We start from the raw sequence: 20,445 nt of genomic DNA, 5'->3' as shown, positions 1-20,445 counted from the left end.
ATGATAATCATTTGAAGTTCAAAGTGAAGACGTGAAATAATGTGCATCTAGTGTCTAAATAGTGACCTGGTGCCTTTTTATTCACCTATTTGTCCGCCTTTGGTAGTAGTATAATTAACGGAGAGCTTAAATTTTCAAGTTACCTTTTCTACTGGAGGGATATATTAATGGTAAGTGCTTATAATTGTGATTCAGGTTGTCCCGTACAAAATACCTTGCAATTTATATCAGGAAAATGGAAAAGTGTGATTCTTTATCACATCTTTAAAAATAATGTCCTGCGTTTCTCCGAGCTACAAGCAAAATTACCCTATGTTTCAAAACGAATGCTTGCAAAACAACTATCTGAACTCGAAACAGACGGCATTGTCGCTAAACGGGTATATCCGGTAATCCCTGTTAAAACGGAGTACAGAATGACAACGTTTGGTGAATCGCTTAGACCTGTAATCAAAGCAATCGAGCAATGGGGTTCTGAACACACGGATGAAATTGGTGTCTTAGCAAATACATAGATACAAGAAAACCATTAATTAAGATAACAATAAAAAGGGACGATTCTTTCCATACGTTGGAAAGAATCGTCCTTTTTTCACAATTAACTATTGATCTTTAATAATCCCAATTTCCTTACTTCGTAATATTTAAATCCACCGCTTGATAGAATGCGTTTGCTGTATCCGAAATATTCCAAACACCCAGCAACACATTATAGCCACTTCTGTCGGTTGGAATATTAATCGTCTGTGCAACATCTTTGGCTGGTAACTTTCCTTGATCATCAATCGAAGTAATCTTTTCAAAGTTTAAAATACTTAGCGGTTGATTTGGATTCCAACCTGGGCGGGTTAAGTAATAGTCCCACGTACTTGTTTTATGTTGTGCCGTTAAGTGCCACTTAATCGTTAATGCGCCTGATTTAACTTGATTTTGATGCCATCTCGTACTCGTTTGTTCATCAAGATTCAAAAATGAACTGATATTAGCACTCGCTAATTTTCCATCGATAAATGTATTCTTAGGGGCTTCAATACTTTGTGGCTCGTATTGAACTTGACCAACATTGGTGTTCAATGGTTTTTGACCGGTATCATTTGTGAACGCATTACTACCTAAATACGCTCGACTACCTGGGGATGTGATATACCCGTGTGCGCTAACTTGTCCGGCACCTAATGCTGTCACACCTAATACTGAACAAAAGCCAACGATGGTCCATTTCAATAATTACTTCTTCATCATATCCACTCCTTATCATTTATATTACATTTTAATGTTATCAAGCCCAGGAAAGCGTTGTCAAAATATTGCGCTTCATTCTTTCTGCCTTTTTAAAATCAATACCGCTTGTACACTAAAAAAGACCCTTCAGTTAGATAACACTAACTGAATGGTCTTCAATTTATAGTAATTCTTTACCGTCGATCATTTCAATTTCTTTTTCTTCTTCCTCCGCCGTTATGAAATACTGTTGATTTCGAAGAACGAATAAAATCCCAATTAGAATCATCAAACCTGCGAAGTAAAATGTCCAATGGGCTGACCATTTTTCAGCAATTTTACCAGCGACAAAAGGCGCAATGGCCCCACCGGTAAACCGAATGAAACTGTAGGCAGACGATGCAACATTGCGTTCAATCGTCTTATTTTCCATTGCAACCGTTGTTAAGAGCGTATTGACTAAGCCTTGGAAGAAGCCGGCGATGATCACGCCAAAGGCCACTAAGACTGGTTGATCAGCATTAATCCCAATCACTACTAAGGAAACGAGGAAAAAGCCCAACCCAATCAACAATGTCGTTAACGTGTTCGTTTTTTGCTCTAAGCGAGGTGCCACAAAAACAGACGCAATGGCGAGTAAGATTCCCCAGCCAAAGAAAACAAACCCGACTTGCATTTCAGTGAGCCCAACTAATAAAAAGGGCGCGTACGCTAAAATTGTAAAGAAGTCAAAGTTATACAATAGCGCAATAATTCCGATTGAGCGGAGGCGATGATTTTTTAAGGCATCCGCGCCGGCAAAAAAGCGCGCTTTTTTAACTGGTTTGGCAATTGGTTCTAATAAAAAGACAATCGTCATCGCAGCGACAAACATTAAGATTGCTACGCCATAAAACGGAAAACGCCAAGAAAAACTCCCCAGCGCCCACCGACTAACGGACCAACTGCCATTCCGATTCCCATTGAACCTTCGTATAACATAATGGCTTGTTCCGTTTTTTCAGGCATCACACTGACAATTGCCGTTAACGCTGTCGATAAGAACAATGCGTTTCCAAAGCCCCAACCGGCCCGCAACGAAATTAATTGTGAGATTGTCTGTGAACGACCTGCTAAAGCGGCAAATAATACAATAATGATTAAACCGATACTAATTGTTCTTTTGGCACCAATTCTAGTCGAAATGAAACCAGTAAATAACATAATAACCCCTGTCACCAACATATAACTCGTAAATAATAGCGTCGTTTGCGCTGGTGTTGCATTCAATTTAACCGCGATGGTTTTTAAAATTGGATCAACTAAGCCAATCCCCATAAAAGCGACCATACACGTAAAAGCCAAGGCATACGCTGATCGCAGCCCTTTATTTTGATTCTCCATTAACATATCACTCTCTTTCTCTTTATATAAAGTACACTAGATTTTAAAACGTGTCAATTTTGACACTAATTTTTGACATGAATTAATGACATGTTTGTGAAAGAAAAGTATGTTATACTGGGCAATAATTAATTGATTAAAGGGTGAAACAAGATGAGTACACTCAGCTATATTTTATTATGTATGTTAGTTCGTAAACCTTGCAGTGGTTATGAGCTAAAGCAGTATATTAATTTATTTTGGGAAGCACACCATAGCCAAATTTATACAGCTTTGAATAAACTTCATGAACAAGGCTACGTATCAGTCGAAACCGATGCCATTCACAAGCAAAAAAAAATTTATCACTTAACACCTGAAGGGCAACTCGTAGTTGCTGACTGGTTCCAAGAAGAAACAAACGTCCCTACTCAACGTGACGAATTTTTAGCTAAAGTGTATGTCATTGCTTTATTCAACCAAGAACAGGCCACCTCTTTACTTCAAGATCGTCGTCACCATTACCAAAAAGCACAAAAACAATACCAACATAAGATGCAAGAATACGACGCCATTACAGATTCAATCGAAAAACAGAAGAATTTGGGCCGCTACCTCATCTTGAAACGCCGCTTAATGGTTTGTGCCACCGAATTAGAATGGTGCGATTGGGCACAGGATATCCTTACTCTCAATCAAAACAAATAAAAGACAGCTGTTGCAAAAAGCAACAGCTGTCTTTTTATTCTTTGGTTAGCCAATTCCCATGATAAACGCGGAATACGTTCACAATCGTTAGTAAACAAAACATGCTACTTGCCATCAAGAACGGTCCAGCCAGCAAAGCTGACATTGAAATGGGCGCTTGGTGCAAAATGGTTCGCCCGACATGAATCGTCAAGCCCCAAACTAAGCCCCCTGCAAGTAGGCTCGCTACAAGACTAACCCCTACTAAGATTACGACGTTCAATTGTTGTGTCAGCAATAACTGTTGTTGCGTTAAACCAAGCAACTGTAATTGGCGCATCTGTTGGTCATTATCCTCCTTTGCGACTAACATCGTCGCCAACACATTTGCTAAAACAATCAACAAAGGGGCGCCTAAATATAAACCGATTGTCAAAATGAAATTCACTAATCGCTCATTGTTGGCACTTGTGGTATTTGTATAGGCTGGTATATTCCACATAATTGCCGACATCCCTGTTATTAAAACCGCAATGATTGTCACTGGCGTATACAACGGTAAATATTTTTTAACAGCATAGTCAATATCGTGAGCTGCCAAGTTTAAAAAGAGCGTTCTAGCACCTAGCCAATAGAGACCTCGGCTAGCTAGTTTTAATACTGTTTGCCCGGTAAGCGTAATTAGAATCAGTAGTAAGAACAACACAAGATTCAGATTACCAACAGAATTACCGAGACCGACAATCACTTTTTCAGACTGCCCAACGTAGGTTAACGTCATAATTTGCATCGCCAGTTTAATGATTAATCCAATGACGACCATTAACAAAACAATCATCTTAATTCTACAAACGATCCGCCGCCGGTGACTGGGATGCTTATTTCCATCCTTTAGTTGATGGCGTGCATGCCAAAAACCACCACTACCAGCAATTAGACTAGCCAGGATAACCGTTAACAAAAGTGCCATGAACGAAAAATGAATCGACATATTCGGCAACATTTGGGGCCCAACAATCTGCTGCAACCAAACATAACAAAAACGCGTTAGCGGCAGAGCAATGACTCCGCCAAGTAGAGCACTTACCCCACTAACAATTCCGATTTGAATCCCCAAAATAGCGGCTAATGCATTGACCGTCGCACCTAGAATCGCAAGCATTCGGTAGTCCGCTTTAAACTGATCCAAAAGCTGGTTCACGATTCCTTTAATCACGATTAACATTGTGATGCCACCAAAAACTATGGGCATGATAAAAATAGGGAGCGGTGTATTCTGACCGTATAGATCAACTTGCTGCGACTCCGCCACATTCACAATTCCCGTTAAACAAAAACCGAGGATTAAACCAACCGTTACAAAAACCGGTATTGTTGCTAGCCATTGACGCCAGGAATGCTTTAACTGTAACCAACTGGTCGTCCACATCTCTTACACCACCTTATCCAAGGCTGCATAGATTGCATAGATTGCCTCAAGTGACGGTTCAGGCACAATTTGTTGAACCTGACCGTCTTTTAACACAATCGCACGATCTGTCTGACTGGCCAACTCAATATCGTGGGTCACCATAATCACCGTTTTACCTTTGGCAACCATCTCTTTGAAATATGTAAAAATAATCGATTTGGATACCGAATCTAGCGCACCCGTTGGTTCATCAGCAAACAGCACATCACAATCAGTTAGAATCGTGCGGGCAATCGCGACTTTTTGTTGTTCACCACCTGATAAGGTCTCAACTGCACCATCGATTTGACCTGCAAAGTTCAATTTTGTCAGTAATTGTTCAATCTCAGAACGTTTCGGTTGCTGATGACTCAGTCGTTGCTGTATAACGATATTTTCAAACACAGGAAGTGACTGAATTAAATTATATTGTTGAAAGATGAAGCCAATTATCTGTCTACGAAAAGCCGCTAATTGATTAGGTTTCAATTGATACGGATTAACCCCCGCAATTGTCACGGTGCCGCTTGTTGGCCTCGTAATCCTAGAAATACTGTATAATAGCGTACTCTTACCGGATCCAGAGGGTCCCACAATGCTCACCAATTCTCCTTTTTGGACCTTAAACGAAATATTTTTCAATATGGTTGTCGTTCGGTCAGACTGCCCAATTGGTACCACCTGTGTTAACTGATCAACTGAAAGTACTGTATTTATCATTATAAAATCCTCCCCAAATGAATTCGAATTCCCTATTCCTCTTCAATGTAACACTTTTATAGAGAGATTAAACGCGACTAAAGACGTAAAAAACGCCCGACTAAAGTAATAGTCGGACGCTTTCAATCATTATTGCATTGTTTGATAATCATCATAGAGGGTCTGCATATCAAGGTCATTTGGCACTAATTGCAAGTATTGTTTCAAAGCCGCTAATAATTCTGGCACTTGTGCCATTTCTTGGAAGAATAAGATTAAGTCGTGTAAGAATTCTGGGTTATCCTTTAATTCCGGATAAGCGAGCAAATAATTTTCACGTGCATCATCGAATGCTTCAAGCGCAAATTGTGATTGTGCCAATGACCAATAAAGTTCAGCCGTTGGTTTATGGTTGGCAATTGCTTCTTGCACAAAGACCACGTTTTCTGCATGGCGGTTTTGACGGCGATAAACTTGACTCAAGGCACTGATTTCACCCATATTATCCGGGTTAATTTCCAAGGCCTTGTTTAACATTTGTTCGGCCACTTGGTCGTCACCCAATTGAAGGGCTAAATCGCTCCCCTTTTGATAGAGGACCTCACTATACATATCGTAGCCAATCCCGGTTTGAACGGTCGTGAGCGCCTCTTGAAGCTCATTTTGAGCCTCTTGGGCTGTTGCTAGGTAAACGTAAAGCGATGTGTATTGTGGATCAGCTAATTGGAGCTTCGTAAGAATTTCAATTGCCTTTTGATAATCCTTGATTTGTAGGTATAAAAAGCCCATTTGGAATTGATCGTCTTCCGTTAAAAATTCGACGGTCATTATTTCGTAAATTTGGAGTGCTTCTTCAAAGGCCCCACTGCTGGCATAACTTGTTGCCAAGCGTTTTTGAATATTAACTTGACCCAATTCCAGCACATCTTGGTCAATCAAAGCTTCGTAGTAGTTAGCTGCCTTACCGTATTCACCCATTTCAAAGTACAATTCGGCTAGTGCAAACTGCATCACTGGTTCATCAGGATAAAGGCGTAGCGCCGTTAATAGTTTCTGTTCGCTGACTTCTGGCAAGCCCATCGTCTGGTACACGTCAGCGGCCGTTAATAGGCTTTCTGCGTACGCATTAGATTCCGGCGTAATATCCGTCAATAAATTGAGTGCGTCGTCGTATTGGCCGTTGCTGACCGCAATATCGGCCAACGTCGTCCGAATTTGATCTTCATCTGGGAATTGCGCTAATAATTGTTGATAGATTGTCGACGCTTGTTCCAAAAAACCCATTGCGTAGAGTTCTTCGGCCAAACTGTACAACGTTTCTGGATCGTCTTCTTTTAAAGCCTTTTGGAAAAGCTCATCGGCTTGTTTTAAATCATTATCTTCTAATGCTGATAGCATTTGTTCTGAATTCGTCATTTAACCACCCTTTTTCGATTTATCTATTCTACCATAAAATGACTTTTAGCCAATCAAAAAGGGCTGGGAAAATCCCAGCCCTCTCATGAATTCTTATTTAACAGAATCCTTTAAAGCTTTACCTGGCTTGAATGCAGGTACTTTGCTTGCAGGAATCTTGATTTCTGCACCAGTTTGTGGGTTACGGCCCTTACGAGCTGCACGTTCACGTACTTCGAATGTACCAAAGCCGATTAGTTGAACTTTGTCACCTTGTTTCAAAGTGTCTTGGATTGAACCAAATACTGCGTCTACTGCAGCAGTTGCATCTTTCTTAGTTAAACCAGTCTTTGATGCAACGTTTTCGATCAATTGTGCTTTGTTTGCCATGTTTTTCACCTCCTGCTCATCACAGATAATCAGTAATAAATACCGAAATCATTTTTGAGTGGTCAAAAATGACGAAACAATGAGTTGATCACCATTTCATTTTTAAATTTATCACACAAACCTAGTGATAGCAAGGATTTTCGCTAAAAAAAGGGCTTTCTTTCCAATTTAGTTAATCATATTAGCTTATCAACTTCGAAATTTGTTTATTTCCGTTGACGAGGGATCAAATGAATTGGTGTACCGGTAAAGTCAAACGTTTTGCGTAGTTGATTCTTCAAGAAACGTTGGTATGAGAAATGTAATAGATTAATGTCATTAACGAAGACGACAAATGTCGGTGGTTGAACCGCCACTTGTGTCATGTAATAAATTCTCAAACGTTTCCCGTTAATCGCTGGCGTTGGTGTGACCGTTGTGGCTTCCATCAAGACGTCATTTAATAAGGCTGATTGAATTCGTCTGTTTTGGTTTTCACTGACTAATTCGATCATTGCTGGTAAGTTTTGAAGACGAACACCCGTCTTAGCTGAAACAAAGATGATTGGTGCGTAGTCTAAGTATTGGAATTGATTCCGAATATGGTCTTCGAATTCCTTCATCGTATGATTATCTTTTTCAAGCGTATCCCACTTATTAACGACGATGATAATCCCACGACCGGCTTCATGTGCGTAGCCAGCAACTTTCTTATCTTGTTCCCGAATACCTTCTTCAGCATTCAAGACGACTAATACGACGTCTGAACGGTCAATCGCACGTAAAGCACGCATAACAGCGTACTTTTCAGTATTTTCGTAGACCTTACCACGTTTACGAATCCCGGCAGTATCAATCATTGTAAATTCTTGATTATTTTCCGCCATGAACTTCGTATCGATAGCATCACGAGTTGTCCCTTCAATTTGAGAAACAATCACACGATCTTCTTTTAACATCGCATTCACTAATGATGATTTACCAACATTAGGCCGACCGATTAAACTAAATTTAATACTATCGTCGTCTTCTTCTTCAAGATCCGTTGGGAATTTAGCAACAGCGGCATCTAATAAATCCCCGACCCCTTGGCCATGCGCACCAGAAACGGGAATTGGATCGCCAAAGCCTAAGCTGTAGAAATCAAAGATATCTTGACGTTGTTCTGGATTATCGGCTTTATTAACCCCTAATAGGATTGGCTTGTCAGCGCGATAAAGAATTTGTGCAACGCGTTCATCAGCATCTGTCACACCTTCTCTGGCACTCACTAAGAAGATAATCACGTCTGCTTCATCAATTGCGATTTCTGCTTGTTGTTTAATTTGTTCCATAAATGGTGCATCACTAATTTCAATCCCACCGGTATCGATTAGACTGAATTCATGACCTAACCATTCACTTGCTGTATAAATCCGGTCACGTGTAACACCTGGCGTATCTTCAACGATTGAGATCCGTTCGCCCGCGATCCGGTTAAAAATTGTTGATTTACCGACGTTCGGCCGGCCAACAATTGCGATAACTGGTTTTGACATTGTATTCATTCCCTTCATTGTTCAGTTTACCTTGTCCATCAATTGACGACAAGCACGTTATTGCGAAAAAAGTCCGCAAAATAACACAAGGACAAAAAGTGCTTTAAGCAAAGCGACCCCTTGTCCCGCGATTAGTCTATTTAGCGACTATCAGGAAAGGGTCTGGGACAAAAACCTAGTTTCGTCCCAGACCCTACCTTAAGCCTATTAAGCATTCAATACGATTTTACAAACTATTTTTCGTCTAATGCTTTACCAAGCATATCACCGATACTAAAGCCAGTTTCTTCTTCTGGCATTTCGTAATCTGATGGTGCAACGTCTTCTTGTTCAGAATCCTTAGCACCTGCTGGTTTTTCTTGTAAAGCTTTGATTGATAAACCTAAACGTTGTTGTTCAGGATCAACTGACAAGACTTTCACTTGAACAGTTTGTCCTTCTTCTAAAACATCGTTTGGTGTTGCAATATGTTGATGTGAGATTTGTGAAATGTGCACAAGACCTTCAACACCAGGGAAGACTTCAACAAACGCACCAAAAGTAGTTAAACGTTTAACAGTCCCTTCCAATGTACTGCCGACAGGTGCTTTTTCAGCGATGTCATCCCAAGGACCAGGTTGTGTATCTTTAATTGATAATGAAATCCGGCCTTTTTCTTGGTCTAAGCTAAGAATCTTAACTTTCACGTTTTGACCAACTTCTAATACATCAGAAGGTTGGTTAATGTGATCGTATGAGATTTCTGAAACGTGAACTAAACCATCAACGCCGCCTAAGTCAACAAAGGCACCGAAGTTAGTTAAACGTGCAACTTCGCCTTCAACAATATCACCAGGCAATAGTTTTTCAAAAACGGCTTTAAGTTGTGCTTGACGTTCTTGTTCTACTAATGCTTTACGTGATAAGATTAAGCGGTTTTCGCTTGGTTCAATTTCAATGATTTGTAATTCTAATTCTTGACCCTTAAAGCTATTAAGATCACGAACGAAACGATCTGAAAGCATAGAAGCAGGTACAAAGCCACGTACGCCAGCATCAACAACTAAGCCACCTTTGACAACGTTTAAAACTGTTGCTTTAATTGTTTCTTTATTTTCAAATTTTTGTTCGATTTCTGCCCAAACTTTACGGGCTTCTAAACGGCGCTTAGATAATAAGTAGCTACCATTTTCCTTGTCGTTACCGATTGTCGCAATAACAACTAAATCAAATTGATCACCAACTTTGACAGCGTCCGTTAATGTTTCAATTGGTTGACTTGATAATTCCTTTTGAGGAACAACGCCTTCAACGCCAGTTCCTTCAATACCAACAATGACTTGTCGGTCTTCAATTACTAAAACTTCACCCTTAACAACGTCCCCAATTTTGACTTCATGGACACTATCTAAAGCAGCTGCCATTGTTTCACTGCTTTGGGTGTCATTCAAATTAGCATCATTCATAGCTAAAATCCTCCTTAACGACTATCTATACATCCTTTATTTTAGTTGATATGGCAATGGATTACCAGTTTTTTTATCTGATTAACCCATAAAATTACATATTTTGTTTCGCAATCGTTAAAATTTCAGCAACAACTTCATCAATTAAGAGCTTTGTCGTGTCAATTTCGATTGCATCGTCAGCTTTTCTAAGCGGTGAAACTGCCCGTGTACTGTCTTTTTGATCACGTAATTCGATTTCTGCTTGTAACGTTGCTAATGGGGTCATAATCCCTTTAGCTGTATTTTCAGCATAACGCCGTTTAGCACGTTCTTTCGCACTAGCCACCATAAAAATCTTAACTTTTGCATCTGGTAAAACAGTCGTGCCAATATCGCGACCATCCATGACAACTTGTCCTTGTTCAGCAATTTGGCGTTGACGATCAACCATTTCTGTTCGAACTGCTGGTAATGCTGAAACTTGTGAGACATTATTCGTAATTTCTGGTGTCCGAATCGCTAAAGTAATGTCTAAACCATTTAAGAAGACTTTTTGACCAGCTTCATCTGGTTGGAACTGAATATCAGCTTTAGTTAATTCAGCCATCAAACCGGCTTCATCACCATAATCGAGGCCTAGTTGTTGTGCCAAGACGGTTGCTGAACGGTACATTGCACCCGTATCAACATAAACGAACCCTAATTTAGTGGCAACAATCTTCGCCACGGTACTCTTACCAGACGATGCTGGTCCATCAATTGCAATTTGCATGTAAATCCTCCTAAAAAAATCATTAAAAAAGGCTGGGAGAATCCCCAGGCCTTCTGTCTAGCATTATTATTTAACCTTGAGTGCGGTTCCTGGTGCAACACTTGAATTAGCTGTTAATCCTGGATTCAATGCTAATAATTCACTCAATGACATGCCGTTGTTGGCAGCAGCACGGTAAAGGCCTTCACCTTGTTTAAGGGTATAAGTACCACCCGCTGTTTCAGATGAAGATGAGCTACTTGACGCTTCAGCTTGACTTGAACTAGCAGCAGATTCTGAAGCAGCTTGTTGACTAGCACTATCAGCGGCAGCTTGTTGTTCACTAGCTGCTTGTTCACTAGCTGCTTGTGCTTTAGCACTTTCGCTAGCAGACTTAGCACTAGCTGCCTCACTATCAGCCTTCGCCTTACTTTCACTGGCTGCTTTACTTTCAGCTGCTTCTTGGCTTTCACTGGCTTCTTTAGCCTTTTTAGCAGTTGATTTACTCTTACTCTTCTCGCTATCAGCGGTTTTGACGACAATCTTAGAATCTTCTAAACCGGGGCGGTTCGCACGACTAGAATGAACGGTGTAAGCGATAATTGGAAATGCGATCATTAAAACTAATAATACAGCTAGAATAATAGCAAAATATGTATTTCCTTTTTCCTTACTCTTGGCAGCAACGCGGGATAAATTTCCTTTGTCATCCCGATCATCGTCGAACTGGCTTTCCCAGGGTTTTTCTTCCGTCGGATTATCTTGTTTTTTCTTATCATCTTTGAGCATTGACGGCCCTCCCTATTGGTATTCTTTGATATTGTACCACAGACTTTTCTAAAAAACTTTAAATTTATCTAAAATAATTGGTCCAAGATTCCCGTCCAACCAGTCAGAACAACGGTTTCAGCGGTTTTATAATTAATAGCCTGTTCTAAGTCTAATTGTGCTAAAAAGTCGGTCGAATCCTGTTCCCCGCAACACGTTTCGCTGTGTTCAATCGTCTTTGGTGCCTGGTCAAAATAGTTCACAATAAATTGACGCCGGCAGCCCTTGAGCGTCAAATAATCCAACATTGTTTGTAATGAAAATTGTTTTTCAGTTTGGCGATTATCCAATAAGGCAGTCACCTCTTCTTCGGTCATCCCCAGTTGTTGGTAACGACGCAACAGTTCAAATTCACTGCCTTGACTTTGTTTAAATAATTGCGGTTCCTGATAATAGCGCCGAATGAGTCCGGGTTCCGGAATCCCAAATGATACGAGTGATTGTTGTAAATATAAATCTTGCGGGGTTGTTAGGACTAAAGCATACGCTGCTTGCCCATCTCGACCTGCTCGTCCAATTTCTTGTAGATAACTTTCGATATTTTGTGGCAAGTGATAATGAATCACAAAGCGAATATCCGCTTTGTTAATCCCCATCCCAAAAGCATTGGTGGTACAAATTAAATCGAGTTGTCCTTGCATAAATTGTTGTTGAATTAAATACCGCTCCTGGGTTGATAACGCTGCGTGGTAATAAGCAATTTTTAGATCAGTCTCCTGTTGTAAAAAGGTTGCAATCGCCATTGTCTTTTGCCGACTTGAAAAATAAACAATCCCGGGACCCTGGCTTTTTTTCACTAAGTTGGCTAAAAATTGGTTCTTCGCTTGTTCATCAGGTTGTTGGCTCACGCCCAAATAGATATTGGGGCGATCAACAGAGGTCATGATTTGGGCCGCGTTTTTTAACGCCAACTTATTCAAAATATCTTGGCGTACACGATCATTGGCAGTCGCCGTCAAAGCCAGTGTTGCAGTTGGCTGTAATTGGGCCTTAATGGCTGCTAAAACTAAATAGTCCGGTCTAAAGTCAATTCCCCACTGTGAAATACAATGGGCCTCATCAACCACAAACAAATCGATTTGACAACGTTGAAGCGCCTGAATCACTTCTGGTTGACTGATAGTCTCCGGTGCCATAAAAATAAAGCGGTAATCCGCTAAATGCGTCAGTAACTGGTATTTTTGCTGAGGCACTAAATTAGAATTAATGGCGACAGCTCGTTTTTCCCCTTGATAATTCAATTGGGCGACCTGATCTTGCATTAATGCGATTAGTGGCGAGACAATCACAGTCGTATGCCCCAAGATATAGGCCGGTAATTGATAACACAGCGATTTCCCGGTCCCAGTTGGTAAAACGGCTAATGTCTCCTGCCCAGCAAGTACCGACTTAATAACCGCTAACTGGCCCGGTTTAAAGGTTGAATAGCCAAAGTGCTGCGCTAACTGGTCATAAATGAGTTGTTCAGAAGTCATGCGGCCACCACCTTCGTTTTAATTTGATATAACCGATAACTGAAAAAATCCAGTGTCGGTAATTGCTCGTGAGCAACGTTAAACGTTAAATCCGGCATCTCAGTCATCAAAGCCGCCAAAGCGGTCTCTAAATCTGAACTAATAAACCGCTCAAACGGGAACTGCGGCTGCAGGATTGCCGTTTCTAAAATGTGTTCCCTAATCGTGCCTAACTTAACCCGGCGTTTTTGGCTAATCATTTCAATGGACTGTCCTTGTTGCAGCAGTGTCCAGGTTTGTGCCGTGCTTAAACTCAAGGTTGAATCCAGTGGTGACAATAAACACGCTAATAACGGATAGTCGGTTGTGTGCTGGCTGAGGATGGCAAAAAAATGGGCTTGCGCATCTAACAGCCGAATCGTTACGGTCAGTGGTTCTAAGGTTAGTTTTTGCGCCAATTGCTGTTGACTCTGCCCAATTATTTGATGGCCAACTAGGCGATTCGCTAATAAATCAGCCTGAACAGGTGTTAACTGCGTTAAGATCTGTTGTAATTCTTGTTTAAACTGAGTGACCATCTCTGAATCTTGTTTATGCTGTTTAAACCAACTGACAACTTGCACACGATCACGCATGCTAGTTTCAATTGGAAAATAGTGTGTGTTATGGTGACTATATTCCGACATAATTTGAATCGCCAAAAACAAGCGGCTTTGAAACTGCTGTAAATGACCCATTTCTGGGCCATAATAATGCGTTGGCCACTCCAAAGTCGTCATCAATGTAGCCTTTTGAGCCGCACCAGTCGGTGTCAACCAAGCTTGCCGATCTTCAACCATTAACCAACCTTTTTCTTGTAGTTGTGTTAATTCAGCTTGAAATTGGGCTAATTCTAGATTAGGATAAATCTGAAGCCACTTTAATAAACCATACGCTAAACCAGCATACAGGTTGGATGTGGTACGCTTACCGACCAATGTATAATAAATGGCTTGGTAGCGGCGGGGTGCCGTCGCAAATAAACAGAGTAAATAGTCTGTTAACATCTTAATAATTCCTCTAATCTAGAAAGTGTGAAAATAATGCTCTATAGTAAAGTTATCCCAGAACGCTGTATTGCGTGCGGGTTATGCCAGTTAAAGGCGCCTGAACTCTTCGACTACGATCACGAAGGGGTTGCTTTTTTTAAACCGGACAATAATGCCGGCCAAACTCCCATCGAAAATCCGCATGATCTAATCGCTTTTAAAGCCGCTTATACCGCTTGTCCGACCCGCGCAATCGTCCGTCAAGAGGAGCCATTTTCATCGTAGCATATTCAGACAAATAATACACGTTTTGTCGCTAAACTAATAAAAGCCTACCGCTATTTTGCGGTAGGCTTTTATATTTAGATTGCTGTTTTCATATGTTGTTTTAACCATGGTAGAATTCTGAGATATAAAACTGCAAAGACGACTGTGACCAACGCACCCTTAATCAAATTAAAAGGTACTAGTCCGATAAAGACGTATTTAGTCATCGACATTCCCAAATTAAAGTTCAATAGTTTAATATACATCGGTAAGATGAATAACCAGTTGGCTAAGCACATCACGATTGTCATACTGATCGAACTGACTGTTCCGGCAATCACTTGCCCCCACAGCACACTCTTTTGGCGGTTAAAGAGATAATAAAATGGCAATAGATAAAAAATAGATGCCATCACACCGGCAAAATCGCCAACTAAACTAGGTAAGCTAGCACCAGTCATGATGAAATGGAGTAACGAACGAATTACCGCGACTCCGATTCCGCCGATTGGTCCGTAGATAAAGGTTCCCAACAAGACAATCACATCACTGAAATCTATCTTCAGAAATGGAAAAGCCAAAATAATGGGAAACTCGAAAAACATGACAATAAATGAGATTGCCCCTAACATGGCGACCCCGACCATTGTCCGTACTTTTGAAACACGCATTGCAAACACCCTCCGTATGAGGTTGCCTTCGTCAGCGGACCCGCTGAGTCGATTGTACCTAAAAAGGCCTGCTAATCAGGGTGATTAACAGACCTTAGTTGAATACGTTCATACTCAAATAAGCCCTATCTTCTTCCATCTAGACTTTCACTATCGGTACTGGGATCACACCAGTTCAGCCACCACAAGAATCAACATTGCAGCAGGTCGCGGACTTTTACCGCCGGTCGGGAATTACACCCTGCCCCTGAAGACGAACCATAATATTTTATTACGCAATAAGCATAGCAAACCAATGTGCGAAAAGCAACTAATTAGTCATGTCGTGACAATTTTGGTCTGTTTTTATGCTTTGGTTTTTCATTTAATTCAGCGATCTTTTTGAATTCTGCAACTTCGATTGGTTTCAAAGCACGGTATTCGCCAGAAACTAAACCATCTAACGTTAAGAAGCCGTATGTTTCCCGTTTTAACTTAGAAACGGGTAAGCCAACAGCAGCTAACATATTCTTAACTTGATGATTCATCCCTTCATGAATCGTAATACTTAAAATAGCCGTATTCTTGCGACGATCCGTTGAAATGATTTTCACTTTAGCAGGGGCCGTCTTACGTTTTTCAAGCATAATCCCCTTCCGTAATTGACGGAGCATTTCTGCAGTTGGTAAACCTGATACTTTCGCAACATAGGTCTTATCAACCTTGTATTTTGGATGCATCATCATGTTGGCGAAGTCACCGTCATTGGTTAATAGTAATAAACCTGATGTATCGTAATCAAGACGTCCAATTGGGTAAACGCGTTCTTGAATATCTTCAAGGTATTCTGTGACCACGCGGCGCTTTTTATCATCCGTGACAGCTGAAATCACTTGGCGCGGTTTATAAAGGGCATAATAAACCTTTTTTTCACGCGTTAATGGCACACCATCCACTTCGATATGCGCAGAAGTACTATCAACCTTAATCCCCATTTCCTTAACCACTTTACCGTTTAAAGTAACGTGACCAGTCGCAATTAGCGTTTCAGCCTTCCGTCGTGAGGCAACCCCCGCATTTGCGATGACTTTTTGTAGTCGTTCCATAGTTATTGTTCTCCTTTAGGGGCCGTCTCTAGTCCCGTTTCATTTAATGTCTGTTCAAACTGACGATAGTATAAATCCGCAGAATCATTATCCGATTCTGCCGTATCGTCCGTTAATGTCATTTGTTCTAGTTCTGGTAATTCTTTTAACGAGCCTAAGCCAAAGTAATCTAAGAAATAATCGCTCGTCCCATATAAAATCGGCCGACCAGGTGCATCTTTACGCCCTTTTTCAACGATTAATTGTCTGGCAAGTAGCGTTTGAATTGCCCCACTACTTTGCACACCGCGCACTTCATCAATTTCAATTCGAGTGAGTGGTTGCCGATAAACGATGATCGCCAATACTTCAAGTGCTGCTTGGCTAATACTCGTCGAAACGGGACCATCAAAATAGGCCTTCAATAAACCCGCGTAGGCCTTCTTAGTCACTAATTTATAACAATCAGCCGCTTGAATCAGGTTAAGACCAGATTGTTCATCTTCCTGATAACGTTTTGCTAATTTCGTTAGTAACTGTCGTACTGCAGCCTCGTCTAACATAATGAGTCGCGCGATATGTTGCAACGTAATGCCTTCATCGCCGGCAACATAGAGTAAACTTTCAATTTCAGCGAGATGGTTCATCTGCAATACCTTCTTTCAATGTCACTAATATCTGTTCATCATAACCTGCTTGGTCACAATTAATCAGCCGTTCTTTCATCAATTCTAAGACGGCCAAAAAGGTCGTTACGATTTCTTCACGATCAAAACGGTTGATAACCAACTGTTCAAAAGTCGTTGTTGCTCGTGTTTTTAAGCAATCGATAATCCAATCCATCTTTTCAGCAATCGTAATTTCATCATTTTGAACCGTCTTAAAATCGGTCTGTTGAACAGTTGCTTCAACCAACATTTTAGACACAGCAGCAGCTAGATCACGCGGCTTAATTACACCACGCGCCAGTGGGACCACTTTTTCAGCAGGATTAGCACTTGCCGGTTTCGCAAATAATAATTGTCTTTCTGATTCTCGTTCTTGTAAGACCGTCGCAATTTTTTGAAAAGCTTGGTATGCCAATAATTGGTCCACCAATTCCTGACGAGGATCAACATAGTCTTCCTCTAAGGTTTCAGCCATTGCCGGTGGTGCTGGTAAGAGCAACTTACTCTTGATTTTCATCAAGGTCGCCGCCATTACTAAATAATCACCCGCAATATCTAACTTCAATTCTTGCATCTGGTGCAAGTAGTCTAGATATTGCGTGGTGATTTCAGCAATTGGAATATCATAAATATCAATTTTAGTCTGATTAATCAAATGTAATAATAGATCTAATGGTCCTTCAAAATCCGTCAAAATTAACGTTAATTGTTCAGTCATGCGTTACATTAATCCATTTCTTTAGTCTGCTGTTGCTCCCATTTAGCAATTAAAGGCGCTGTATCCAATGATCCCATGACACGGTTATCAGGATAAAGTGCTGCCAGTTCATTCAAGATCCGGAATAGATTAGTATCAGTTCTTTCAGCGGGACTTAGTGACATATGACGCACCAAAATAAAATCAGTGCCAATCTCGACCCCTACGACGCCGGCGAAGTCGCCCTCATCATTTTGCCAAAGGTATAAGACGTGTTGATCGTCTTGATTGTAAAAAGCAAGTTCTGACTGTACATGACTTACTTCTTTTAAATCTGGAATAAACGATAAAAAGCCCATCGCAATTTTTTCATAATCATTCTTGTACTTAAATAACATGTTGACCTCCAATGATCAAACAAAGTTCTGTTAGCAATACTCTACCATAAATTAGAAAACACGACAAATCAACCTAATCACGCGGATGACTTCTCTGATAAACTTCCGTGAGATGTTTCTTACTGATATGCGTATAAATTTGGGTGGTTGAAATATCAGAATGGCCCAATAACTCCTGCACAATTCGCAAGTCAGCACCATTTTCAAGCAAAACAGTCGCAAAAGAATGCCGCAATGTATGTGGTGTCACATCTTTATCAATTCCTGCGGCCTGGACAATGGCTTTTAAATTCTTCCAAATGCCTTGTCTTGTTAACCCGTTTCCGTGAAAATTGACGAACAAATAAGGTGAATCCTTGCCCTTGGTTAACCGATTGCGGCTACGTTCTAGATATTGATTAATCCAGTCCACCGCAACATCGCCGATCGGAATAATCCGCTCCTTATCTCCCTTACCTAGGGTCTGAATTAACCCCAGAGATAAATGCAAATCCGTCAATTTCAGATGAACCAGTTCACTAACCCGCAAACCAGTCGCATACAAGACTTCAAGGATTGCCCGGTCACGAAGGCCTAATGGTGTACTCGTGTCCGGTGTCTTTAACAAACGTTCAATCTCTTCTGATGATAAAACAGCCGGCAGATGCCGGCCTTGCTTCGGGGAATCAATCTGCAGCATCGGGTCTTTTTGAATACGTCCCTCACGCGCTAAATATTGATAGAATTTACGCAATGTCGAAATACTACGCGTGATACTGCTTTGCGCCTTTTGGGCCGTCGTTTGGGCCTGTAAGAAACCCAAAACAATAAATCGGTCTTCCGTAAAAGACGTCAATTTTTGTGACACTAAAAACTGCTGATACTGTTTCAAATCTTGCCGGTAACTCTGACGCGTATTTTCAGAAAGGCCGCGTTCAATCTTCAGATAATGTAAATAATCTTGAATTAGATCATCCAAACAAACCCCTCCTACAATTGGCTAATATCCACTTGCTTACTTGGATCTAGCTGATTGGCCGGTAACCCATTAGCCGAATTGGCAGCTTGACAGTTGGCACAAATCCCCTGAAGGGTTAAGCGGTGATCTAAGACAGCAAATGAGAACCGCTCAGCAACCGTCTGTTCGACGCTTACCAATAAGTCTTCATGAATTTCTTCGATGGCCCCACATTGTAAGCATAACAAATGATGGTGGAAATGCTGACTGGCATTTTCTTCGCATAAATCATAATGCGTCACGCCATCTTCCACAAAGCTAATCTTATTCAGAACGTGTAACTCAGTTAACATCTCTAGTGTTCGGTAAACCGTCGCTAAGCCAATCTCTGGCACTTCGGCTTTAGTCTTGATAAAGATTTGCTCGGCACTTAAATGCGCCTGTGAGCATTCTAAAATGACCGCAACGGTTGCTTCTCGTTGGGCAGTCAATTTATAACCCGCTTCTTGCAATTGTTTTCTGATTTGTTCTAACTGCTCAGCCTTACTCATCAATAGAGACTTCCTTTTTTTAATAAATCACGGCATTACTGTCATTAATTTAAATTAATCTTGGTCTTGATCGTTATCAACAATTGGTTCGATATCTTTTTGGCCCTTAGCCGTTAAAATTGTTTCGCCTTCTTCTTGCACGATGAAACCATTCTTCATTAACCGGCCTAAAGCACGCTTGAAACTGCCCTTACTAATCCCAAAATAACTCTTAATTAATTCTGGATTACTACGGTCAGTATATGGCATTGCGTAGCCTGGTTGCCGTTTTAAGACGGCCATAATCATTTCGGCATCATCACCGATTTCTTCATAGGCTCTAGGTTTTAAACTAACATTTAAACTACCTTCTGGACGCACACCGATGACCCGGCCTTTAACCCGTTGGCCAAGACGTGGTTCTGCTTCACGTTCTGAGGGGTGAATAAAGCCAATGTAGAAATCATCTGTTAATAAGAAAGTCCCTGCCATCTTCAAACGATAAACGGTCCCTTCAATATCTTGGTTCTTCATTTCTTGTTTAGCACCCTTAGAAATAGCTCTAAAGATATTTTCGTCGGCTAATTGGCCCCACATCCGACCTTTTTGATCAACTTCGATTGCAATCATCAAGCGATCGCCAACCTTAGGCCATAATTTCATGATAGTTGGTAACACATCAAGCGAAACCACAATATCCTTATCAGGTAAGCCGATATTAACAAAAACACCGAGATCACGACGTGTTTCAACGACTTCACCAAAAGCAAAGTGACCGACACGTGATTTAGGAATAACCGTTGATAAAACTAATTCCCGGCTTGAATTTTCATATGCAAAACCGGTAACTGTTGCCCCGATTGCTAATTCTTCTTCTAAATGGTCTTTCTTTAATTCAAACGTTACGCCGTCTTTTTGGGCGAAGTACGCTTCTTCATTTTCATCTGTTACAAGTGCTGTAATCACTTGTCCGATTAATTCGTTCATAGTTAACCTCTTTATTC

General features: G+C 40.9%; 22 protein-coding genes, 1 pseudogene and 1 riboswitch. Of the genes and pseudogenes, 3 read left to right on the top strand and 20 right to left on the bottom strand.

Translation table 11 applies throughout. The features are described from left to right. Nucleotides 1–167 precede the first annotated feature (167 nt). Entirely contained in the window at nt 168–515 is a 348-nt protein-coding gene (locus NDN60_RS00930) for a winged helix-turn-helix transcriptional regulator (protein ID WP_099947661.1), read from the top strand. 115 nt (nt 516–630) lie between these two features. Here NDN60_RS00930 and NDN60_RS00925 read toward each other — a convergent pair whose 3' ends face one another. Together NDN60_RS00925 and NDN60_RS00920 are read right to left on the bottom strand one after the other, a co-directional pair. Continuing rightward, on the bottom strand, nt 631–1,224 hold the full coding sequence (locus tag NDN60_RS00925) for a lytic polysaccharide monooxygenase (RefSeq protein ID WP_391486471.1): 594 nt from the start codon (nt 1,222–1,224) through the stop codon (nt 631–633). A 178-nt stretch (nt 1,225–1,402) separates the two neighbouring features. Beyond that, nucleotides 1,403–2,604 (bottom strand): annotated as a pseudogene (locus NDN60_RS00920) (MFS transporter). A gap of 153 nt (nt 2,605–2,757) precedes the next feature. On the opposite strand from NDN60_RS00920, the gene NDN60_RS00915 reads away from it, so the two are divergent. Further along, nucleotides 2,758–3,291 (top strand): PadR family transcriptional regulator, encoded by a 534-nt coding sequence (locus NDN60_RS00915; protein WP_099947662.1) that lies wholly within the window; start codon nt 2,758–2,760, stop codon nt 3,289–3,291. 34 nt (nt 3,292–3,325) lie between these two features. On the opposite strand, the gene NDN60_RS00910 is transcribed toward NDN60_RS00915, so the two are convergent. The 10 genes from NDN60_RS00910 to NDN60_RS00865 form a co-directional block, all read right to left on the bottom strand. Beyond that, nucleotides 3,326–4,699 carry a hypothetical protein gene (locus NDN60_RS00910; RefSeq protein ID WP_056946630.1) on the bottom strand — a complete coding sequence of 458 codons (1,374 nt, stop codon included), beginning with the start codon at nt 4,697–4,699 and terminating at the stop codon, nt 3,326–3,328. A 3-nt stretch (nt 4,700–4,702) separates the two neighbouring features. Beyond that, entirely contained in the window at nt 4,703–5,440 is a 738-nt protein-coding gene (locus NDN60_RS00905; RefSeq protein ID WP_056946634.1) for an ABC transporter ATP-binding protein, read from the bottom strand. Between the two features lie 129 nt (nt 5,441–5,569). Further along, nucleotides 5,570–6,835 carry a tetratricopeptide repeat protein gene (locus NDN60_RS00900; RefSeq protein ID WP_056946637.1) on the bottom strand — a complete coding sequence of 422 codons (1,266 nt, stop codon included), beginning with the start codon at nt 6,833–6,835 and terminating at the stop codon, nt 5,570–5,572. A gap of 93 nt (nt 6,836–6,928) precedes the next feature. Continuing rightward, a complete protein-coding gene (locus NDN60_RS00895; protein ID WP_011374717.1) occupies nt 6,929–7,204 on the bottom strand; it encodes an HU family DNA-binding protein in 276 nt (91 codons plus the stop codon). Between the two features lie 206 nt (nt 7,205–7,410). After that, on the bottom strand, nt 7,411–8,721 hold the full coding sequence (der, locus tag NDN60_RS00890) for a ribosome biogenesis GTPase Der (protein WP_016265173.1): 1,311 nt from the start codon (nt 8,719–8,721) through the stop codon (nt 7,411–7,413). 233 nt (nt 8,722–8,954) lie between these two features. Beyond that, nucleotides 8,955–10,166, bottom strand: a complete 1,212-nt coding sequence (gene rpsA / locus NDN60_RS00885) for a 30S ribosomal protein S1 (RefSeq protein WP_025015758.1) — start codon at nt 10,164–10,166, stop codon at nt 8,955–8,957. A 94-nt stretch (nt 10,167–10,260) separates the two neighbouring features. Next, nucleotides 10,261–10,920, bottom strand: coding sequence for a (d)CMP kinase (gene cmk / locus NDN60_RS00880; protein ID WP_011374720.1), 660 nt, complete (start codon nt 10,918–10,920; stop codon nt 10,261–10,263). Between the two features lie 66 nt (nt 10,921–10,986). Next, nucleotides 10,987–11,688 (bottom strand): LysM peptidoglycan-binding domain-containing protein, encoded by a 702-nt coding sequence (locus tag NDN60_RS00875; RefSeq protein ID WP_056946639.1) that lies wholly within the window; start codon nt 11,686–11,688, stop codon nt 10,987–10,989. A 68-nt stretch (nt 11,689–11,756) separates the two neighbouring features. Further along, nucleotides 11,757–13,202, bottom strand: a complete 1,446-nt coding sequence (locus NDN60_RS00870) for a RecQ family ATP-dependent DNA helicase (RefSeq protein WP_011374722.1) — start codon at nt 13,200–13,202, stop codon at nt 11,757–11,759. After that, entirely contained in the window at nt 13,199–14,227 is a 1,029-nt protein-coding gene (locus tag NDN60_RS00865) for a helix-turn-helix domain-containing protein (RefSeq protein ID WP_011374723.1), read from the bottom strand. The genes NDN60_RS00870 and NDN60_RS00865 overlap by 4 nt, the downstream gene beginning before the upstream one ends. A 36-nt stretch (nt 14,228–14,263) precedes the next feature. Here NDN60_RS00865 and NDN60_RS00860 point away from each other — a divergent pair, with 36 nt between their 5' ends. Beyond that, entirely contained in the window at nt 14,264–14,494 is a 231-nt protein-coding gene (locus NDN60_RS00860; protein ID WP_011374724.1) for a ferredoxin, read from the top strand. A gap of 77 nt (nt 14,495–14,571) precedes the next feature. On the opposite strand, the gene NDN60_RS00855 is transcribed toward NDN60_RS00860, so the two are convergent. The 8 genes from NDN60_RS00855 to NDN60_RS00820 all read right to left on the bottom strand — a co-directional run bounded on the left by NDN60_RS00855 (nt 14,572) and on the right by NDN60_RS00820 (nt 20,428). Next, nucleotides 14,572–15,147, bottom strand: coding sequence for an ECF transporter S component (locus NDN60_RS00855; protein WP_056946643.1), 576 nt, complete (start codon nt 15,145–15,147; stop codon nt 14,572–14,574). Nucleotides 15,148–15,270: 123 nt separating this feature from the next. Continuing rightward, nucleotides 15,271–15,406, bottom strand: a riboswitch (FMN riboswitch). 55 nt (nt 15,407–15,461) lie between these two features. Then, nucleotides 15,462–16,232: a pseudouridine synthase gene (locus tag NDN60_RS00850; RefSeq protein WP_011374726.1), complete on the bottom strand. Its 771-nt coding sequence runs from the start codon at nt 16,230–16,232 to the stop codon at nt 15,462–15,464. Nucleotides 16,233–16,234: 2 nt separating this feature from the next. Then, nucleotides 16,235–16,858 carry an SMC-Scp complex subunit ScpB gene (gene scpB, locus NDN60_RS00845; protein WP_099947663.1) on the bottom strand — a complete coding sequence of 208 codons (624 nt, stop codon included), beginning with the start codon at nt 16,856–16,858 and terminating at the stop codon, nt 16,235–16,237. After that, nucleotides 16,842–17,597 (bottom strand): segregation and condensation protein A, encoded by a 756-nt coding sequence (locus NDN60_RS00840; protein WP_056946646.1) that lies wholly within the window; start codon nt 17,595–17,597, stop codon nt 16,842–16,844. Before NDN60_RS00840 ends, scpB begins: the two co-directional genes overlap by 17 nt. Nucleotides 17,598–17,605: 8 nt before the next feature. Continuing rightward, nucleotides 17,606–17,974, bottom strand: coding sequence for a hypothetical protein (locus NDN60_RS00835; RefSeq protein WP_011374729.1), 369 nt, complete (start codon nt 17,972–17,974; stop codon nt 17,606–17,608). Between the two features lie 73 nt (nt 17,975–18,047). After that, entirely contained in the window at nt 18,048–18,932 is an 885-nt protein-coding gene (gene xerD / locus NDN60_RS00830; RefSeq protein ID WP_011374730.1) for a site-specific tyrosine recombinase XerD, read from the bottom strand. Between the two features lie 11 nt (nt 18,933–18,943). Then, complete coding sequence (locus NDN60_RS00825) at nt 18,944–19,462, bottom strand: Fur family transcriptional regulator (protein ID WP_011374731.1); 519 nt, start codon at nt 19,460–19,462, stop codon at nt 18,944–18,946. Between the two features lie 54 nt (nt 19,463–19,516). Further along, entirely contained in the window at nt 19,517–20,428 is a 912-nt protein-coding gene (locus tag NDN60_RS00820; protein ID WP_035145839.1) for a CvfB family protein, read from the bottom strand. Between the last annotated feature and the right edge of the window lie 17 nt (nt 20,429–20,445).

Source organism: Latilactobacillus sp. (assembly GCF_033176295.1).
In the GTDB taxonomy this organism is placed as follows: Bacteria; Bacillota; Bacilli; order Lactobacillales; family Lactobacillaceae; genus Latilactobacillus; species Latilactobacillus sakei.
The sequence above is the reverse complement of the archived record's forward strand: the minus strand, read 5'-3'. Positions and strand labels throughout refer to the sequence as shown.

What these genes read in the sequence shown, in the direction of transcription:
- NDN60_RS00930 (WP_099947661.1), top strand. Translation starts at nt 168, where the DNA reads ATGGTAAGTGCTTATAATTGTGATTCAGGTTGTCCCGTACAAAATACC.
- NDN60_RS00915 (WP_099947662.1), top strand. Translation starts at nt 2,758, where the DNA reads ATGAGTACACTCAGCTATATTTTATTATGTATGTTAGTTCGTAAACCT.
- NDN60_RS00910 (WP_056946630.1), bottom strand. Translation starts at nt 4,699, where the DNA reads ATGTGGACGACCAGTTGGTTACAGTTAAAGCATTCCTGGCGTCAATGG.
- NDN60_RS00905 (WP_056946634.1), bottom strand. Translation starts at nt 5,440, where the DNA reads ATGATAAATACAGTACTTTCAGTTGATCAGTTAACACAGGTGGTACCA.
- NDN60_RS00900 (WP_056946637.1), bottom strand. Translation starts at nt 6,835, where the DNA reads ATGACGAATTCAGAACAAATGCTATCAGCATTAGAAGATAATGATTTA.
- NDN60_RS00895 (WP_011374717.1), bottom strand. Translation starts at nt 7,204, where the DNA reads ATGGCAAACAAAGCACAATTGATCGAAAACGTTGCATCAAAGACTGGT.
- der (WP_016265173.1), bottom strand. Translation starts at nt 8,721, where the DNA reads ATGTCAAAACCAGTTATCGCAATTGTTGGCCGGCCGAACGTCGGTAAA.
- rpsA (WP_025015758.1), bottom strand. Translation starts at nt 10,166, where the DNA reads ATGAATGATGCTAATTTGAATGACACCCAAAGCAGTGAAACAATGGCA.
- cmk (WP_011374720.1), bottom strand. Translation starts at nt 10,920, where the DNA reads ATGCAAATTGCAATTGATGGACCAGCATCGTCTGGTAAGAGTACCGTG.
- NDN60_RS00875 (WP_056946639.1), bottom strand. Translation starts at nt 11,688, where the DNA reads ATGCTCAAAGATGATAAGAAAAAACAAGATAATCCGACGGAAGAAAAA.
- NDN60_RS00870 (WP_011374722.1), bottom strand. Translation starts at nt 13,202, where the DNA reads ATGACTTCTGAACAACTCATTTATGACCAGTTAGCGCAGCACTTTGGC.
- NDN60_RS00865 (WP_011374723.1), bottom strand. Translation starts at nt 14,227, where the DNA reads ATGTTAACAGACTATTTACTCTGTTTATTTGCGACGGCACCCCGCCGC.
- NDN60_RS00860 (WP_011374724.1), top strand. Translation starts at nt 14,264, where the DNA reads ATGCTCTATAGTAAAGTTATCCCAGAACGCTGTATTGCGTGCGGGTTA.
- NDN60_RS00855 (WP_056946643.1), bottom strand. Translation starts at nt 15,147, where the DNA reads ATGCGTGTTTCAAAAGTACGGACAATGGTCGGGGTCGCCATGTTAGGG.
- NDN60_RS00850 (WP_011374726.1), bottom strand. Translation starts at nt 16,232, where the DNA reads ATGGAACGACTACAAAAAGTCATCGCAAATGCGGGGGTTGCCTCACGA.
- scpB (WP_099947663.1), bottom strand. Translation starts at nt 16,858, where the DNA reads ATGAACCATCTCGCTGAAATTGAAAGTTTACTCTATGTTGCCGGCGAT.
- NDN60_RS00840 (WP_056946646.1), bottom strand. Translation starts at nt 17,597, where the DNA reads ATGACTGAACAATTAACGTTAATTTTGACGGATTTTGAAGGACCATTA.
- NDN60_RS00835 (WP_011374729.1), bottom strand. Translation starts at nt 17,974, where the DNA reads ATGTTATTTAAGTACAAGAATGATTATGAAAAAATTGCGATGGGCTTT.
- NDN60_RS00825 (WP_011374731.1), bottom strand. Translation starts at nt 19,462, where the DNA reads ATGAGTAAGGCTGAGCAGTTAGAACAAATCAGAAAACAATTGCAAGAA.
- NDN60_RS00820 (WP_035145839.1), bottom strand. Translation starts at nt 20,428, where the DNA reads ATGAACGAATTAATCGGACAAGTGATTACAGCACTTGTAACAGATGAA.